Genomic DNA, 15,686 nt, shown 5'->3' with positions numbered 1-15,686 from the left:
ATGGTTCCTATGCAAATTGAAATTGTAGACATCCACAAGACATTTACATCATCACGGGGAGTACAGCAGGTTCTCCGCGGGATATCCTTCAGCTTGGAAGCAGGAAAAATTGCAGCTCTTACAGGATGTTCCGGCTCTGGAAAAACAACGCTCCTTCACTGTATCGGAGGGATTGAAACTCCAGATTCAGGGAGTGTTGTATGTTTTTCTCATCAAATCACCGCCATGAGTGCTGTAGAACGTTCCCGCTTCATGCGGAAAGACTTGGGAGTAGTTTTCCAGAAAGGAAATCTGTTGGCCTATCTTACTGTAGCGGAAAATATCGCATTTCCCCTTAAATTGAATAGGGTCGGGAAAAAAGAAAGCGCATCCCGCATTGATGAATTACTGGAACAGGTGGGATTATCAGACGCTAAGAATGCGATGCCTCATGAACTTTCCGGCGGGGAGCTGCAACGGGCTTCCATTGCAAGGGCTCTGGCACATAAACCGAAGCTTCTTCTTGCAGATGAACCCACTGCAAGCCTGGATTCTGTAACTGGCAGAGAGGTGGTAAACCTCATCAGTTCGTTAAGCTATGAGCAGAAATGTACAACGATTTTCTCCACACATGACATGGAGATTATCAACATTGCAGACAACATTTTTCAGTTGCACGATGGAAAGCTGGTCGCAGCTACCTAGCAGCTTTGATGTAAGTTTTCCTAACTGGCAACAGTTTTTTCCTCCGGCCTCGTTGGAAAGATCTCAAGTAATCTGATCAGGAGTTTTTATGAATAGATCGTTTATGTCAGCTTTTGTAGTAATGGTCTGCCTGCTTTCTGGCTGTGCCTATATGGGCTACCATGGTAAATCCATTCAGACATATCCGGATATCCACGCAGGCGCTAGGACAGACAAAGACTGCCTCATGTGTCATGCACCTCAAAACGCAGTAAAATCTGGAGCGCCGGAGACTCCTCATCCTGATTTTACCGGTTGTTTGAAGTGCCATAACGACACGATCTAGCCTCTGCAATGCCGTTCACATTCCAAGAAGTTTTTTAGTTTCCTGTAGTAGCCGTGCGGAGGCTATACGTCTTTGCATAGTTGCACTTTTCCCCTTCCAAGCTGCTTTTTGAAGACAAAGACTGTCACGTTGTAGCCCCCTGAGTGCATCCTTTGTTTAAAGATACGGGAAACAGGTGAACGGAGCATAAAAAAAAGCAACGAGATACATTCTCGTTGCTTTACTTAATTATATGGCAATGTTTTTACAGCGATTCACAGTTGTAAGCCAGTTTGAATTCACATTCGGCATCAGGGGCGGGTTTACCTGTTGCGTCGGCAACGATGAGTTCTTGCTCCGGGTTACTCATAATAACGTCAAAGCAGGCTTCGCAGATGACCTTTGTGGGATATTCTTCATCGGTTTTATCAATGCACATATCGTCAGAAACTTGAACGTATTTTTTCATGTCTGCCTCCCGAACTGGTTTTTTTAATAGTAGATTTATTATGCAGTGGCATCAATGAAAATGTATTATCAAAACATACCAATAAAAAAGTTCTCATCAACTCGATGAGAACTTTTTTATTTTTCCAACCGTGACTGCTGCCCTGACATAGGGAATGGGAGAGGTGCCGCTCCGATTAGGGCGTTATATTTTGTAGTTGTATAGAGTGTTATATATTTGCGTCGTAATATAGTGTCTATTGCTAAGCATAATGGAACGTTACTACGTCGTAGAAGGGACTGACTTAAAGGAGGGGGATTGTCTGGGGTTTTCCTTCATGCGAGAATAGACTGATAAAATAGGGTATTGTGCGCGTTGTACTTGTTTTTCTTGCTTGATGCAAGATAGTTAACGTGCGTTATCTTCTGGGGGCAATATTGTGTTGTCGCACGGTAACTTTTGTTGTAAAAAATAATGTCGCAAGAAATGCGACAATTTCAGAAAGGAAAAAAGAAAACCCCGCCGAAGCGGGGCTGAATGACAGGACTAAATGCTACTCGTCGTAAGCAAGTGCGCGCTCTTTTAATTGATCAGCAAACTGGAATAGTTCATTAAGCTGGTCAATTGGGTGGCGCGTTTCTTTTTTCTTTATCAACAGGCAGGTATGCCTGTAAAACAGGGGTGAAACACTGTTCTTTCAGCAAAGTTATTTCAAGCCTTTTTGCATAAGCTTGTCAGCTTTCCTTAATAAAATTGATGCGCCTACCTCGACAACTGTGCAGATTTTATGAAGAGCTGCGCCGGTAGCTGGTATATTACCAGTCAAAATGTCGGTAAGTTGTGATTCCGGTAAACCTGTCTGTCGGGCAAGCTCTGCTGCTGTCAGGTCTGCATCAGCTACAGCCTGCGTAAGAATTGTCGCTAATGCTTTGTCAAAGTTTGTTGTTTCAAGCTGATTAGCTTGGCAGGGCATATCAATAAGCTCATTGTATGGAATACCCAGCGCTTTTGCATATCGCAGCATATCTCCGAACGTCGTCCGTTCGCCTCCACGATCTTCACTAAGCCATCGGCTTACTGCAACTTTTGTAACGCCAAGTTTTTGGGCGATTGAAAGTTGAGTATTGCCCTCGGCATACTCTTGACGGATTCTATTCATAATAATTGCCCATGCTTGGGCATTTTCAGGATCGTATTTAACCATAAGAATTGTACTATGTGTCACTTTGTAACCTTGTGTCAACTTTTAGTTGCGCATTTCTGTAACCGCGTGGTATCTCGTCCGGTATGGCAAACGTCGTTGCATAAGAATGGAAAGATGATGGGGAACCCACTGGTTGGGGGGGGCGGACACGAATAACGCCCAGCGCAACAGGACTGGGCGTTATTCGTAAAATTGTAATCGGGGAGGTACGGTATTCCGCAACGCTTTGCTGTACGCAATAACTTTATTCGCAACGCAACAAAATAAGTGAGTAAATTCATGAGTAAGCGGCGTTATCGCAAGATCTCCGTGTGTATTTGGAACGATGCTAAGTTTATGGCCCTTTCTAATGATGCCAAGCTGATTGTGTTCTTCATGCTGACGCATCCGGATTTAACGCAACTTGGTGCCTTACGGGCGAATGTCCCCGGTCTTGCTTGTGAGCTGGGTATGGAGTTGGAAGCCTTCACGAAAGGTTTCCAGGAAGTCTTAACGCAAGGGATTATTACGCACGATGGAAAGCTCCTTATCTGGTTCCCTAATTTCTTACGGTACAACCTGCCGGAGAGTCCTAATGTGGTTAAAAGCTGGCACTACGGTTTCAGGGAATTGCCGGAAAGCGCGCTACGTACAGACATTCTTGTCGGTGTAAAATTCTTGGTGGACGGACTTTCCCAAGGCTTTCGGGAAGCCTTCAGTAAAACCTTTGCTGAAGAATTGGCGCATGCTTTCCCTAATCAGAGAACAGAAAGCAGAGAACAGAGAACAGGAGAAGATAAGTGTGTCGATGATTCTCCGGATGTCACTTCTGGCTTGGCTGAATCTGCTGGAGTTATTGAAACTGCAAAAACTGTAGGGGAGGATTCCCAAGAAGAGCCGGCCATTCCGAATTGTCCGTACGAGAAAATTAAAGAAGCGTACAACCGTATCTGTACAAGATTGCCGCAGTGTCGGGATATGACAACGCAGCGCAAGGCCCGTGTGCGCGCGGTGTGGAAGAGCGGCAATGGCAAACAGTTCCTCGAGTGGTGGGAGGGGTATTTCAGGCTGGTTTGCCGGAGTACGTTCCTTGCTGGCGATAATGATCGTGGCTGGACAGCAAGCTTTGACTGGATATTGAAGACAGCCAACATGGTGAAGATTGAAGAGGGAACGTATTTGCCGAAGAAGGGCAAAACCGCGTCGCTACGGGGTGGTGCTTCCGTCAGCCAGCGCAACAATGACGTGTTCGAAAGCTTGATGCAGGAGTAGCGGCATGGATTGGAACAACAAGCAACAGCGTGAGCGATTCCTTCAGGGGCTTGCTGGCTTGTGTGAATTGCATAACCGGCAGGCAACGGAAGCGATGGCTAAACTCTATTTTTTTGCACTGCAACAATTTGAAATTGAGGACGTGTTGCGCGCAATGGTCAAGGCTGTAACTGCCTCCAAGTTTTTTCCAAGACCGGCGGAGATCATCGAGTTTATTCAGGGGAATCCTGAAGATGTGGCCGAGGTGGAAGCCAGTAAGGTACTTGAGGCTGTTAAGCGTGTCGGGGCATATAAATCCGTTGTGTTCGATAATCCAGTTACCGCTGCAGTGATAGAGCACGGTTTTGGCGGATGGGTGAAGTTGTGCAGCGAAATGCGGGCAGATAGCGAAAAGTGGTTTCGTAAAGATTTTTGTAAGCTGTACGTAAGTTTTTCCCGGCAAGATGTGCGGTATTTTGGCGAATTGGCAGGGCGGGCAGCCATTGCAAATGAAGCGAATTGTACACCGAATTATGAGCAGGTTGCATTAATCGGCAATGCTGGGAAAGCGCAAAACGCGCTGACAGTCAGGAGGGAAGAACAGCTGAGTCTGATTACTATGCTGGCAAATGATGCGGCGAAACACGATGCTGCGGGGGCGTAGGTTGAAACGTACCAGTTATATGATTGAAGAATTGGTTCTGTTGCTTGATTTTGTTCAGCTTGCCATGCGGGAGGCAGTCCGCAGGAGTAAGAGCAGTCTTTTGGCTTTGTGTGATTATCGCCTGTGGGCAATGGTGACTATGGTTGGCATTCAAAATTTGTTGAGAGTGGCTTTTATGCCTGAACAAGCCGTAGCAGGCAGAGAAGGGGAGTAGAATGTTGTGTCCTGTGTGTGGCGGAAAAACGCATATTCCGCGTTCAAATATATCTGATGATACGTACATTGTCCGTCGGCGGGTTTGTAAGCAATGCGGACATAGCGAACTTTCTGTAGAAATATATCTCACGTCGATGAAAAACGGCTTGGAGCATCTCACAAAAGAGAGATTATCAGAAATAATATAAAAAAATATGCACTTTTGTGCGTATACATGTGTATACGCAAGAAGTTTCTGGCGAAAGTGTTATAGCATGGCATGTACTCACATAGGTACATGCCTTTTTTATTACACTAACTAGTCTGGAGAGTTTTATGAGGCAAGATCAATGCGAATTGGAATCACAAGTTAAAGGCTTGCTACAGTCTAAAACTGTATGGGGATGTATTGTTACTATACTGTGCATGATTCTAATGCAGTTTAATATCCAAGTTGATGAAGGAGTAAAAGGAGAACTTGTTAACCAACTTGTAGCGCTCGGCGGTGTTATTGCATCTATATTTGCAATTTATGGACGTGTTAAGGCTGATACTACAATCAAAATAAAGAAAGTTAGTTCAAAGAAAAAATCTAACTTAATGATTGTATTCATTCTTGTAACTCCTCTTCTTGTTTCTGCATGCGCCTTTTCAAATCTATCACCAGATCAACAGGCTCTTGGTGCAGGGGAAGAGCTTCGCTTGCAGTATTTATCCCTGCATCATGAGTATCAGCAGCTCTATAACAACCCGACCACTAGCGAAGACTTGAAGCAGACAATGCGAAGCAAGGTGGCTCCGGTGATGAATACCGCCAAGGATGCAATCGTTTTGTATCGGGATGCAGCGCTTATCTATGCCTCCTTTAAGAACAAGCCGGAGAACTATGACCGGTTGAAAGAAGACGCAGAGGATGCGTTTCAGAATGCGGCCGTGATGATGCTTGAACTTATGAACTCAGACTGGAGCGAATAGCCATGAACGTGAATGCACAGGATACAATAAATCTTATTTCGGCAGGCCTTAAACTTGGCCTTAAAGCATATGAATCCGCAATGCGGCTTTCCGCTGCCGGCTACCAAGTACCGGGTCTTGAAGAGTTTGAGCGGAGCACAAAACAGCTCCGTAACTTGCCTGATCTGCCAACCGGTAATGGAGGTTCCTCCCCTCTTCCTGCAGAGGCGCATGCTTAATGCCGGAAAAAGATTTTCTAGTTCAATTATGGGGGCTTTTGCCCCCGCTTGTGATTTCTGTTCTGGGCGGTCTTGTTCGGGCGGTGCGGACAAATTGTACGTTTAAAGCCACGCTGATTGCCATGCTGGTAGCGGCCTTTACTGGCGTTGTTGTCTCGCTGTTTTTGCAGGATGTGGCGTTTTTAACTCCGGATCAGAAAGCAGCTGTGACAGGGTTGGCAGGATACAACGGCGGTAAGCTGCTGGATATTCTGTCTAAACGGACATGTGAGCTTGCTGAAAATCTCAAACTCAAAAAGTAATGAGGTGGGGCGATGCAACCGGAAAAAGCATATTTGCCGGCAACAGCGCAAGGCATTGCGGATGTTATCGGGTTTGAGAAAACAATGGCATTGGTGCGGGGCAAGCGGCAATCCAAGTGCCGTAGTCTGTACGTTCCGGCACCTGACCGGATGAAGCCTTCGCACTGGCTGGTACAGACAATCGGTGAAGAATCTGCGCGGGACTTGGCAACAGAGTACGCAGGCGAACCGTTGACCATTCCAAAATGTTCAAGCGTGACCAAACTGGAGCGCAACAGGCAGATCATCCAGATGCGGGAGCAGGGCATGACCCATCAGGACGTTGCGCGCGCTATGGATATGTCTGTGTCATCCGTGAAGACAGTCTATTACCGTTGGTTGAAGGCGCAGCGATAAGAGACGGTACGGTGCTGTCAAAGTATCTGTGGAATCAGTGGCAGAGTTTCAAATCATACTGGAATTGGAAAAAGAAACCGCGTTACTACAGTGCAGGATTGAAACAACTAAACGCAGACACCGGCTGAAAATGCGGAGTGCGTTTTCTTAGAATACCTCTGTTGTGCTGCATACCGGAAACGTCCTTGTAAATGCAGTGACGTATTTTGAGGACAATATTTTTGCTGAAATTTTACAACACAATGTATGACCTTGGAGCAGGAACTAACGTGGACAATCTTGTACAGGTAGAAGAAATAACAATTGGAGCTTTGCACGGAGGTATAGAGAACGCCTTACGTGAAGCTTTCCCGACCGTAACCGTGTGTGACTATGATGCTCTTATGCAGGAGCAGGCTTCAGGTAGTAATGAACTGAACCTGCCTGCTCTGGTGTTGTCACTTGCTTCATTTGAAAATGATGTACCTACAGCGACTGAAGAGCTTGCCATAAAGCTGCGATGGGAGCTGCGTGTTGTTTGCAGTCAATCTGTTGAAAAAGCAGATTTGAACGTACGTGAGCTTGCCGCCCGTGTCTCAACTTTCATTCATAACAATCAGTTCGGTTGTAAAATTATGGGCGCAAAGTTTGTTGCGGCGAAGGAATATCAACTTGCGCCGGAGTTGACTGGTTTGAATGCGTGGATTGTGACATTTGAACAGTCTGTGTGCCTTGGAGAGTCATGCTTTAAAGACGAGTTTCAAACCCCGCAGAAGGCTTATGCGTCTATGGCTCCGGAGATCGGGCTGGCATATATCGATAAATATACATCGGTAGAAGAGGTGATACATGAGCTTCCAGCTAGCTGAGTTACAACGTCAGTTTAATACTCTCGTGCGGATAGGGACGGTGCATTCTGTTAATTATCAGAACAACACCGCGCGCGTGGCGTTCGGAACCGTGGTTACGGACTACCTGCCGTGGCTCACAACCAGAGCCGCCGGGAACCGCACATATGATTCCTTAGAAGTTGATGAGCAGGTCTTTGTCATCACCCCTCCGGGGCAAGCATTGGGTGTTATTGTCGGTGTCCTGAATCAAACAAAATTTCCTGCACCGGAGCACAGTTCCGAGATCCAGAAAACCGTCTACAAGGACGGTTCTGTAATCTCGTACGACAGGGCAGCGCATGTGCTGACTGCGGATATTAAAGGTGATGTGAACGTGCTTGCGACAGGCAATATTCAGGCAGAGGCCCAAAAGGATATTTCAGCAAAAGCAGGGGCGGCTGTCTCTGTAGATGCAGGAACAAGTGCAACTATTACTGCACCGACGATTACCCTGAACGGTCAAACTATAATTAACGGATCTCTATCTCAAGGTGGCGGCAGCAACGGCGGTAATGCTTCCTTTAAAGGTACTCTCCATACTACAGGCGATATTACAACTGATAGCGATGTTAAAGCGCACGTGTCGTTGAATAGCCATACGCATAGTTGCAGGGAGGGGAGAACTCAGTCTCCCGGCTAGTAGCGTATCCGCCATCTTCAAAAGGCTTCCTGTTGCGGATTGCAGGAAGCCTAACCTTTTAAAATAGTTTCAAACCGCACTGGAACCACCCACCTCGTGCTGCTAGATTGGCCGCATGAAAGGTATCAATAAAGACACCGGAGCGAGACTCTCCGGAATAGCACATTTGCGGCAGTCTATTGCCGACATTCTGTCAACCCGAATTGGTACTCGCGTTTTAAACCGTGAGTATGGTTCGCGGTTGCCAGCCCTGATTGATGCACCGGTTAACGCCGAAACTTCTCTTGAATTTTATGCAGCCACAGCGGAAGCGTTAAACCGCTGGGAGCCGCGCTTTAAACTTACGAGTGTACGCATTGCGTCAACTCGTGAAGGCGTTGTTGTGCTTGATCTGGTGGGTGAATACCTGCCGGACGGCAAGCAGATTACGCTTGAGGGGGTAGAAGTAAAATGAGTGTATTTAACGCAATCGATCTTTCGACCCTTGCACCGCCTAAAATTATTGAAGATCTGAGCGTGGAGCAGATCTTACAGGAGATGCTTGCTTATCATGCAGAGCTTGATCCTGATTTTACGGCACCGTTGTCATCTGACCCTGCGTACAAGATTTTTGAGGCAAATGCGTATCGTGAATTACTGCTGCGCCAGCGAATTAATGAGGCGGTTAAGGCTGTGCTTGTTGCGTACGCTGAAGCTGAGGATTTAGACCATCTTGCCGCTGGTGTTCCGTTGAAACGCAAGATGTTGAATGCGGGTGATCCTAAGGCATATCCGCCTGTGCCACCAACATATGAATCTGATGCCGACTTCAGAAAACGTGTTGTGCTTGCGCCGGAAGGATTCAGCACCGCGGGGCCTGAAGGAGCGTATATTTTTCATGCGATGTCTGTTGTGGGCGTAAAGGATGCGTATCCGGCGTCTCCCGCTCCGGTCGAAGTAGACTTGTACATCCTTTCTAAAAAAGGAAACGGCGTACCGGATCAGGCATTGCTTGATTCTGTGGAGGATGTCTTTAACGGCGATGTTCGCCCGTTTACTGATTATTTGCAGATTAAACCGGCGACAGTGAAAGAATACCAGATAGATGCCACTCTGTATTTCATGCCCGGGCCGTCTGCTGAGTCTGTTCTTGTTGAGGCTCGGAAGAATCTGGAAACCTACGTTGCTAAGAGCCACGCTCTCGGCATGTGCGTAGCCCGATCCGGCATCGATGCAGCTCTGCATATTGCAGGTGTGCACCGTGTGGAAATTACGCAACCGGCAGGAGACATCATGAATGACAATCATGAGGCCGCATTCTGCACCAATATTACACTGCATAGTGAACTGGTGGCGGTCTAATGTCGTTGCTTCCATCGAATGCCACCAAGTATGAACGCGCTCTTGAAAAAACGTGTGCCCGTTCGTTTTCCCTGCCTGTGCTTATCGACAGGATTCGTAATCCATCCCAAAGCCCTATGGCCACGCTTCCATGGCTGGCCTACGAGCGCTCTGTGGATGAGTGGAACGAGGAGTGGAGCGATGAGCAGAAACGGCAGATAACAGCCCGTTCTATTAGTGTACATAAAAAGAAAGGCACATGCGGAGCCGTTGAAGAAGCTTTAGGCGCGCTGGGCATTGCGGTGCGTGCAATTCAATGGTGGGAAACAGAACCGAAGGGCGCACCCGCAACCTATGACTTAGAGGTACAGCTTCCCGCGGGATACAAAGCGGAAGAAGCAACCTATCAAGAAGTTGAACGAGTTGTGAATGCGGCGAAGAACTGTCGCTCCCATCTTGGGAAAATTGCGCTCACACCAGCAGCGTTGACGCAAAAGCCGCTTGTATCCAGTGCTGTATTCTGCGGTGAGTTTGTGACCATTTATGAATTAGGGCGCATTAAAGCTAACTAGGAATTATTATGCCTGATTTTTACACCGTAGTTACTGATACAGGACTTCAAGCCTTGGGGCTTGCTTCCACGCAAGGCCAGAGTTTTTCCCTGACACACGCCGTTGTCGGTGACGGGAACGGTCTTGCCGTTATTCCAAACAAAGGCATGACAGCTCTGGTTAACGAAGTATGGCGCGGAGAGGTTGCAGGAATCAAAGTTGATTCTGACGATCCTAATACCTTTATTTTTGAATTTGCCATTCCAGCAGATACAGGCGGCTTTACGATTCGAGAAGTCGGTTTGTTGGATGAAAGCGGCAATCTGTTTTGCATCGGCAATTTTCCGGATACGGAAAAGCCCGTTGCCGTCAATGGCTCCGTGCGTGATCTGGTAGTTCGTCTGCCTCTGCATTTTGAAAATGCGGATGAAGTGAATCTAGTCATTGATACAGCAGTTGCGTTGGCAACAAAGCAGGACGTGCTTGATCATAATGCAGATCCGTTAGCGCACAGACTTGCGACAACAGCACAAACAGGCTTTGTGCGTCTTGCAACAGATGAAGAGCATGTAGCTAAAACTGCAAGTGATCTTGCTTGTACTCCAATAGGCGTATGGGAATTACTTAAGTCTGTAATGAGCAGTGCGTGTACGTCTACCAGTACAGTCAAGGTTGCAACGTCAATGGCTGTGAACGAGGTGTACAAGAAGATCACAACACACTTGGGCGACACGGCTCCCCACGGATTGCCGCTTGATGTAGGTGAGGCGGGGCAGGTGCTTATAAAGCAGGAAGATGGGAGTATAGCATGGGGGGCCGTTGCAGGTGTTCCTGTTGGTGAACTTTGCTTCTCTACAACTGGAGAAGCCTTGCCCGGTACAATTCCTGTCAACGTGAAGCAGAAGATACTTTGCAGTTTAGCTCCGCAGCTTTTCGAATGGATGAAGAAGTGTGGGACGTACCTTACAGATGAAGCCGCGTGGGATGCTGAGGCCGCAGTACAAGATGGCTCTTGCGGTAAGTACTGTTGGGACGGCGGGGACTACTTCATTTTGCCTTGCTATACCAAATACTTTGCGGCGGCTCATGGAGACAAGGCGGCTGGTGATTGGGCTGGGGATGCGATTCGTGAGATCACAGGCACAGTCGGTCGAATATCAGGTGTACTAACTACAACAGACGGTGCATTTGTTAGTACTGTTGTCAGTTCAACTCCTTCCGCTGGTTCAGGAAACCAGATTGGTGATGTTGACTTTAGAGCTTCTCGTGTCGTCCCAACCGCCGAAGAAAACCGCCCGAAGACCTCCTATGTTCTTCCGTGCATCAAAGCATTTGATGTGGCCATTAATGCTGGACAGATTGATATGCAGGCTCTTGCGCAGCAGGTGGCGGCAATTAATGGAAACAAGGTTGATCGTTCCGAGTGGGTGGAGTTGGTTCCGGGGAAAGCTTGGCGGCGTCCTGACGGATTTATTGAACAACGTTGGTGCACCGTCAATCTTGTAAATGCTTCATACCATAATATTGACCAAGTATTTCCAGTTGCTTTTACAGACTATAGCTCAATAACAATCACTTATGGTGTAGGAGTTAACTCGTATGACTTGGATGTCATAAACGGAATGTATCGATATGATACTGCAATTGTTAGTGTGGCTGTACCCAAGTTAACTGGCTTCGAAGCTATTCTTAATGTTCTATCGCATTTAGCTAATGGTCGTAACATATATTGGAATGCAATAGGTAAATAAAATGAAGAGATATTATGACCCTGAATCTGGTGGTTTTTACCTTTCTACAGTGCATCAAGAGATTCCGCAGCGAGCTGTTCCTATTACATTAGAGGAACATTCTGCTCTTGTAAGAGCATTGGAACAAGGAAAGGTTATTCAGCTAGATGAAAACGGCCATCCTATTGCCGTGGAACCACCGGCTCTACCTGAACCAACAGAGCAGGAGCTCACACAACAACGCATTATCGAAATCCAACAGCTGCTCACCGCAAATGACTCTGCTTCTGTACGTCCATTACGCGCAAAAGCAGCAGGTACAGCAACAGACGCGGATAAAGCTCGTCTTGTTGAGCTTGAAACACAGGCACAAGCGTTGCGGTCAGAACTCGTAGCATTGACCAATCCTGAATCTTCTGAAGACCAGAGTCAACCAGAGCAGAGTTCCACAAAGCAGTCGTTCTTGAAAAAGTGCAATTGGCTGCGCATGGGGAAGAACTAACCGAAGCCGCAGAGGATAGTTTCTCTTAACCCGACAGCGTTACGTAGTTAATGAATAGCATTTGGTACCGTTTTTTGCGGTGTAATAACGAACAGTTTTTAGTGTGGCCAACGTAAAATTTGAAAAAGCAGAGTGAGACAACAGGGTGCTGTAATGAAGAAAGATGCTGTGTTGTCATAAATCTGGAGAGAATATGCCTGATTTTTATACCGTAGTTACGGATACAGGACTTCAAGCCTTGGGGCTTGCTTCCGCGCAAGGCCAGAGCTTTTCCCTGACGCATGCCGTTGTCGGTGACGGGAACGGTCTTGCCGTTATTCCAAACAAAGGCATGACAGCTCTGGTTAACGAAGTATGGCGCGGAGAGGTTGCTGGAGTCAAAGTTGATTCGGACGATTCTAACACCTTCACTTTTGAATTTGCCATTCCAGCAGATGTTGGCGGCTTTACGATTCGAGAAGTCGGTTTGCTGGATGAAAGCGGCAAGCTGTTCTGCATCGGCAATTTCCCAGAGACAGGTAAGCCTGTTGCCGTCAATGGCTCTGTACGTGATCTGGTGGTTCGTCTGCCCCTGCATTTTGAGAATGCGGATGATGTGAGTCTTGTCATTGATACCGCTGTGGCAATTGCCACTAAGCAGGACGTGAAGAATGGGATGGATGCATTGACTCAGCGTATCATTGATGCCTGTTGGACTATGCCAGCCGGACACATTTATCCGGTTCCTTTTCCTCCAGACGAGCTGCCACCACACCACTATGTACCGAACGGTGAAGGGCTGCTTAAAACTTCAGATGCAGGTAAGACGCTGCTCTCTATGAGTGCAGCATACAAGGCAGCGCATCGTGTAATCGAAAATGAAACACATGTGTTTATGCCGAATGTCTTTGATGAAAATGGAGACGGGTATTTTCCACGCTTTGTTGATGGGGGGAGTCGGTCTGTTGGTAGTACGCAGGGAGATGCAATACGTAACATAACAGGTCAAATGCTGATGCAGCATGGCGAAACAAAAAATGACTATGAAAATGGAGCACTTTTTGCGACAGGAGAAAGTTTATCTGGTGCAACTGGCACTAGTACTATCTTGAGAAGCGGTTTGGGCTTGGACGTATCACGCATCGTTCCAACCTCTCACGAAAATCGCCCAAAAAACTATGGCTTCATCCCTGCAATCTATCTTCCGCCACTTGGAGTGTGATTATGCAAAATCATTATTTTAATGAACACGGGTACTACTCGTATTCCGGCTATGCGAATCCTGACAATTTTCCACCGTTGAATGCAACTCGTGAAGCTCCGGAACAACGCGAAGGGTTCTATCCTAAGTGGAACGGTGAAGCGTGGGATTATGTGCAGGATATGCGTGGAACAAAATACTACATGCCGGACGGTTCTGAACACGAAATAACGGCAGTTGAAGGGCAGATTCCAGAAGGCGCAAGATTTGCCAAGCCGGAATCACCAGAAGGCCAGAGTGCGTCAACGAAGGGCTCCACAAAGCTGTCATTTTTGAAAAAGTGTCAATGGTTGAAAAAGCCGAAGAACTAACCGACGTCGCAGATGATCGTTTATCTTTCCCTGACAGTGTTGACAAAATTTGTGGCAGTGTTCCGTGTGGTGGGGGCTTACTGTTGCTACCCGTTTTAAGTTTGATTGAAATTTTATCGAAAAAAGCAGTGTAAATACAGCTTGGTACTGTGGTGATGTGTGGTGCTGAGTTGTCATAAATCTGGAGAGAATATGCCTGATTTTTATACCGTAGTTACGGATACAGGACTCCAAGCCTTGGGGCTTGCTTCCACGCAAGGCCAGAGCTTTTCCCTGACACACGCCGTTGTCGGTGATGGGAATGGTCTTGCTGTTATCCCTAACAAGGGCATGACAACCCTTGTTAACGAAGTGTGGCGAGGAGAAGTTGCTGGAATCAAAGTTGATTCTGACGATCCTAATACCTTCATTTTTGAATTTGCCATTCCAGCAGATACAGGCGGCTTCACTATTCGAGAAGTGGGCTTGTTGGATGAAAGCGGCAAGCTGTTCTGCGTCGGCAATTTCCCTGATACCGAAAAGCCCGTTGCCGTAAATGGCTCCGTGCGTGATCTGGTGGTTCGTCTGCCCCTGCATTTTGAGAATGCGGATGATGTGAGTCTTGTCATTGATACTGCTGTAGCTTTGGCAACCAAGCAGGATGTGCTTGACCACAATGCAGATCCGGAAGCGCATCGATTTGCAACCACAGCACAAACAGGTTTTGTGCGTCTTGCAACAGTAGAAGAGCATACAGCTAAAACGGCAAGTGATCTTGCTTGTACTCCAATAGGTGTATGGGAATTACTCAAGTCAGTAATGAGCAGTGCGTGTACGTCTACCAGTACAGTTAAGATCGCAACGTCGAAAGCTGTGAATGCGGTGTACAAGAAGATTGTGGCACATACCGGAGATACTGCCGTGCACGTGCCAACAGGGGGATCTGTTGGAGAGGTGCTTACTAAAAACGAAGCTGGTCAAAGTTGGCTACCTGCTTCCGGTACCCAGTCCATAAATATTGTAACTTTTACTAGCTCCGGAACATATACGAAGCCTGCAAACCTCATCGCAGCCGAAGTAACTGTGACAGGAGGTGGAGGAAGTGGGGGACTATTATTTAGTACTGGTGCGGGCGGTGGCGGTGCTGGTGGTACATCAATCAAAGCATATTTGGCCTCCGATTTAGGAGGTAGTGAAACCATTGTAGTTGGTGCCGGAGGGATTGGGACTTCTGGAGAAGGGAGTAATGGCGGGAACAGCAGTTTTAAATATCAATATGGTTACGGCGGTAATCGCCCTGTAATGGCTAACAGTGGTGGTAAGGGGGATGGTGCTAGTGGTGGTGATATAAACTTGTATGGTGGCGGCGGTGATTTTGGTAGCAACGAAGGCTACGGCGGTGCTGGAGGAGCTTCATATTGGGGAGGCAATGGTGTTGGAGTAAACTCCGTGGGGACGCCATTACCTACAATTCTGGACGGTCACAATGGTGGTGGCGGTGCTGGTAGAGATATGCATGCAACGTTAACTCGCTCTGGTCATGGAGGCAATGGACTTATCGTTATCAAAGAATATTTAAGGTAAAAATTATGCCTATATATGTAAGCCCTGAAGGGAATCCAGAAGTTTGGGAAGTAAAGCCAGATGGTTATTATGAAGTTGATGAGTGGGATGCGCAAAATCCGCCATCATTGCCAACAGAATGTGAACTTACACAACAACGTATTACCGAAATCCAACAGCTGCTCACCGCTAACGACCTCGCTTCTGTGCGTCCATTACGCGCAAAAGTTGCAGGTAGAGCAACAGAAGAGGACGAGGCGCGGCTTGAAGAGCTTGAAGATCAGGCAGAAGCGTTGCGGGAAGAACTCGCAGCGCTCAATATAAAATTAGATGAATGTTTAACCCAAGATACATAGTGAGG

At 47.2% G+C, this 15,686-nt stretch carries 22 protein-coding genes; 20 read left to right on the top strand and 2 right to left on the bottom strand.

Annotated features, from left to right (window positions below; all coding sequences use genetic code 11):
* Both F461_RS0116360 and F461_RS0116355 read left to right on the top strand, forming a co-directional pair.
* Positions 1 to 684 (top strand): ABC transporter ATP-binding protein, encoded by a 684-nt coding sequence (locus F461_RS0116360; protein ID WP_020002241.1) that lies wholly within the window; start codon positions 1 to 3, stop codon positions 682 to 684.
* A gap of 88 nt (positions 685 to 772) precedes the next feature.
* Positions 773 to 1,009: a hypothetical protein gene (locus tag F461_RS0116355; RefSeq protein WP_020002240.1), complete on the top strand. Its 237-nt coding sequence runs from the start codon at positions 773 to 775 to the stop codon at positions 1,007 to 1,009.
* Between the two features lie 244 nt (positions 1,010 to 1,253).
* Here the strand turns inward: F461_RS0116355 and F461_RS0116350 are convergent, their stop codons facing one another.
* A complete protein-coding gene (locus F461_RS0116350; RefSeq protein WP_020002239.1) occupies positions 1,254 to 1,457 on the bottom strand; it encodes a hypothetical protein in 204 nt (67 codons plus the stop codon).
* A gap of 685 nt (positions 1,458 to 2,142) precedes the next feature.
* Positions 2,143 to 2,661, bottom strand: coding sequence for a helix-turn-helix domain-containing protein (locus F461_RS0116345; RefSeq protein ID WP_020002238.1), 519 nt, complete (start codon positions 2,659 to 2,661; stop codon positions 2,143 to 2,145).
* A 288-nt stretch (positions 2,662 to 2,949) separates the two neighbouring features.
* Here F461_RS0116345 and F461_RS0116340 point away from each other — a divergent pair, with 288 nt between their 5' ends.
* The 18 genes from F461_RS0116340 to F461_RS0116255 all read left to right on the top strand — a co-directional run bounded on the left by F461_RS0116340 (position 2,950) and on the right by F461_RS0116255 (position 15,681).
* The gene (locus tag F461_RS0116340; protein WP_143154753.1) at positions 2,950 to 3,891 is read left to right on the top strand and encodes a hypothetical protein; all 942 of its coding nucleotides are present in this window, start codon (positions 2,950 to 2,952) and stop codon (positions 3,889 to 3,891) included.
* Positions 3,892 to 3,895: 4 nt separating this feature from the next.
* Positions 3,896 to 4,534 (top strand): DUF6475 domain-containing protein, encoded by a 639-nt coding sequence (locus tag F461_RS0116335; RefSeq protein ID WP_020002236.1) that lies wholly within the window; start codon positions 3,896 to 3,898, stop codon positions 4,532 to 4,534.
* A gap of 1 nt (position 4,535) precedes the next feature.
* A complete protein-coding gene (locus tag F461_RS0116330) occupies positions 4,536 to 4,748 on the top strand; it encodes a hypothetical protein (protein WP_073020939.1) in 213 nt (70 codons plus the stop codon).
* A gap of 317 nt (positions 4,749 to 5,065) precedes the next feature.
* Positions 5,066 to 5,704, top strand: a complete 639-nt coding sequence (locus tag F461_RS0116325; RefSeq protein ID WP_020002234.1) for a hypothetical protein — start codon at positions 5,066 to 5,068, stop codon at positions 5,702 to 5,704.
* A 2-nt stretch (positions 5,705 to 5,706) separates the two neighbouring features.
* Positions 5,707 to 5,922 carry a hypothetical protein gene (locus F461_RS0116320; RefSeq protein WP_020002233.1) on the top strand — a complete coding sequence of 72 codons (216 nt, stop codon included), beginning with the start codon at positions 5,707 to 5,709 and terminating at the stop codon, positions 5,920 to 5,922.
* Entirely contained in the window at positions 5,922 to 6,224 is a 303-nt protein-coding gene (locus F461_RS0116315; protein WP_020002232.1) for a phage holin family protein, read from the top strand. Before F461_RS0116320 ends, F461_RS0116315 begins: the two co-directional genes overlap by 1 nt.
* Positions 6,225 to 6,236: 12 nt before the next feature.
* Positions 6,237 to 6,620, top strand: coding sequence for a helix-turn-helix domain-containing protein (locus F461_RS0116310; RefSeq protein WP_020002231.1), 384 nt, complete (start codon positions 6,237 to 6,239; stop codon positions 6,618 to 6,620).
* Between the two features lie 221 nt (positions 6,621 to 6,841).
* Positions 6,842 to 7,468, top strand: coding sequence for a hypothetical protein (locus F461_RS0116305; RefSeq protein WP_143154752.1), 627 nt, complete (start codon positions 6,842 to 6,844; stop codon positions 7,466 to 7,468).
* Positions 7,449 to 8,129, top strand: a complete 681-nt coding sequence (locus F461_RS0116300; protein ID WP_020002229.1) for a phage baseplate assembly protein V — start codon at positions 7,449 to 7,451, stop codon at positions 8,127 to 8,129. Before F461_RS0116305 ends, F461_RS0116300 begins: the two co-directional genes overlap by 20 nt.
* A 115-nt stretch (positions 8,130 to 8,244) precedes the next feature.
* Positions 8,245 to 8,583 (top strand): GPW/gp25 family protein, encoded by a 339-nt coding sequence (locus F461_RS0116295; RefSeq protein WP_020002228.1) that lies wholly within the window; start codon positions 8,245 to 8,247, stop codon positions 8,581 to 8,583.
* Positions 8,580 to 9,470 carry a baseplate assembly protein gene (locus F461_RS0116290; RefSeq protein WP_020002227.1) on the top strand — a complete coding sequence of 297 codons (891 nt, stop codon included), beginning with the start codon at positions 8,580 to 8,582 and terminating at the stop codon, positions 9,468 to 9,470. Before F461_RS0116295 ends, F461_RS0116290 begins: the two co-directional genes overlap by 4 nt.
* Positions 9,470 to 10,021 (top strand): phage tail protein I, encoded by a 552-nt coding sequence (locus F461_RS18305; protein WP_020002226.1) that lies wholly within the window; start codon positions 9,470 to 9,472, stop codon positions 10,019 to 10,021. Before F461_RS0116290 ends, F461_RS18305 begins: the two co-directional genes overlap by 1 nt.
* 8 nt (positions 10,022 to 10,029) lie before the next feature.
* Complete coding sequence (locus tag F461_RS18885; protein WP_020002225.1) at positions 10,030 to 11,751, top strand: phage tail protein; 1,722 nt, start codon at positions 10,030 to 10,032, stop codon at positions 11,749 to 11,751.
* A gap of 1 nt (position 11,752) precedes the next feature.
* Positions 11,753 to 12,232: a tail fiber assembly protein gene (locus tag F461_RS18880; RefSeq protein ID WP_020002224.1), complete on the top strand. Its 480-nt coding sequence runs from the start codon at positions 11,753 to 11,755 to the stop codon at positions 12,230 to 12,232.
* Positions 12,233 to 12,425: 193 nt separating this feature from the next.
* Positions 12,426 to 13,433 carry a phage tail protein gene (locus F461_RS18875; protein ID WP_020002223.1) on the top strand — a complete coding sequence of 336 codons (1,008 nt, stop codon included), beginning with the start codon at positions 12,426 to 12,428 and terminating at the stop codon, positions 13,431 to 13,433.
* Between the two features lie 2 nt (positions 13,434 to 13,435).
* Complete coding sequence (locus F461_RS0116265; protein WP_020002222.1) at positions 13,436 to 13,783, top strand: hypothetical protein; 348 nt, start codon at positions 13,436 to 13,438, stop codon at positions 13,781 to 13,783.
* 192 nt (positions 13,784 to 13,975) lie between these two features.
* Positions 13,976 to 15,346 (top strand): phage tail protein, encoded by a 1,371-nt coding sequence (locus F461_RS18870; protein ID WP_020002221.1) that lies wholly within the window; start codon positions 13,976 to 13,978, stop codon positions 15,344 to 15,346.
* Positions 15,347 to 15,351: 5 nt separating this feature from the next.
* Positions 15,352 to 15,681, top strand: coding sequence for a DUF5320 domain-containing protein (locus F461_RS0116255; RefSeq protein WP_020002220.1), 330 nt, complete (start codon positions 15,352 to 15,354; stop codon positions 15,679 to 15,681).
* Positions 15,682 to 15,686 lie beyond the last annotated feature (5 nt).

It is taken from the genome of Halodesulfovibrio aestuarii DSM 17919 = ATCC 29578 (genome assembly GCF_000384815.1).
Taxonomy (GTDB): domain Bacteria; phylum Desulfobacterota; class Desulfovibrionia; order Desulfovibrionales; family Desulfovibrionaceae; genus Halodesulfovibrio; species Halodesulfovibrio aestuarii.
The sequence above is the reverse complement of the archived record's forward strand: the minus strand, read 5'-3'. Positions and strand labels throughout refer to the sequence as shown.

Coding starts and splice junctions, on each gene's coding strand:
- F461_RS18305 (WP_020002226.1), top strand. CDS start 9,470: ATGTCGTTGCTTCCATCGAATGCCACCAAGTATGAACGCGCTCTTGAA.
- F461_RS0116290 (WP_020002227.1), top strand. CDS start 8,580: ATGAGTGTATTTAACGCAATCGATCTTTCGACCCTTGCACCGCCTAAA.
- F461_RS0116265 (WP_020002222.1), top strand. CDS start 13,436: ATGCAAAATCATTATTTTAATGAACACGGGTACTACTCGTATTCCGGC.
- F461_RS0116355 (WP_020002240.1), top strand. CDS start 773: ATGAATAGATCGTTTATGTCAGCTTTTGTAGTAATGGTCTGCCTGCTT.
- F461_RS0116295 (WP_020002228.1), top strand. CDS start 8,245: ATGAAAGGTATCAATAAAGACACCGGAGCGAGACTCTCCGGAATAGCA.
- F461_RS0116320 (WP_020002233.1), top strand. CDS start 5,707: ATGAACGTGAATGCACAGGATACAATAAATCTTATTTCGGCAGGCCTT.
- F461_RS0116360 (WP_020002241.1), top strand. CDS start 1: ATGGTTCCTATGCAAATTGAAATTGTAGACATCCACAAGACATTTACA.
- F461_RS18885 (WP_020002225.1), top strand. CDS start 10,030: ATGCCTGATTTTTACACCGTAGTTACTGATACAGGACTTCAAGCCTTG.
- F461_RS0116315 (WP_020002232.1), top strand. CDS start 5,922: ATGCCGGAAAAAGATTTTCTAGTTCAATTATGGGGGCTTTTGCCCCCG.
- F461_RS18880 (WP_020002224.1), top strand. CDS start 11,753: ATGAAGAGATATTATGACCCTGAATCTGGTGGTTTTTACCTTTCTACA.
- F461_RS0116310 (WP_020002231.1), top strand. CDS start 6,237: ATGCAACCGGAAAAAGCATATTTGCCGGCAACAGCGCAAGGCATTGCG.
- F461_RS18875 (WP_020002223.1), top strand. CDS start 12,426: ATGCCTGATTTTTATACCGTAGTTACGGATACAGGACTTCAAGCCTTG.
- F461_RS0116255 (WP_020002220.1), top strand. CDS start 15,352: ATGCCTATATATGTAAGCCCTGAAGGGAATCCAGAAGTTTGGGAAGTA.
- F461_RS0116335 (WP_020002236.1), top strand. CDS start 3,896: ATGGATTGGAACAACAAGCAACAGCGTGAGCGATTCCTTCAGGGGCTT.
- F461_RS0116350 (WP_020002239.1), bottom strand. CDS start 1,457: ATGAAAAAATACGTTCAAGTTTCTGACGATATGTGCATTGATAAAACC.
- F461_RS18870 (WP_020002221.1), top strand. CDS start 13,976: ATGCCTGATTTTTATACCGTAGTTACGGATACAGGACTCCAAGCCTTG.
- F461_RS0116325 (WP_020002234.1), top strand. CDS start 5,066: ATGAGGCAAGATCAATGCGAATTGGAATCACAAGTTAAAGGCTTGCTA.
- F461_RS0116300 (WP_020002229.1), top strand. CDS start 7,449: ATGAGCTTCCAGCTAGCTGAGTTACAACGTCAGTTTAATACTCTCGTG.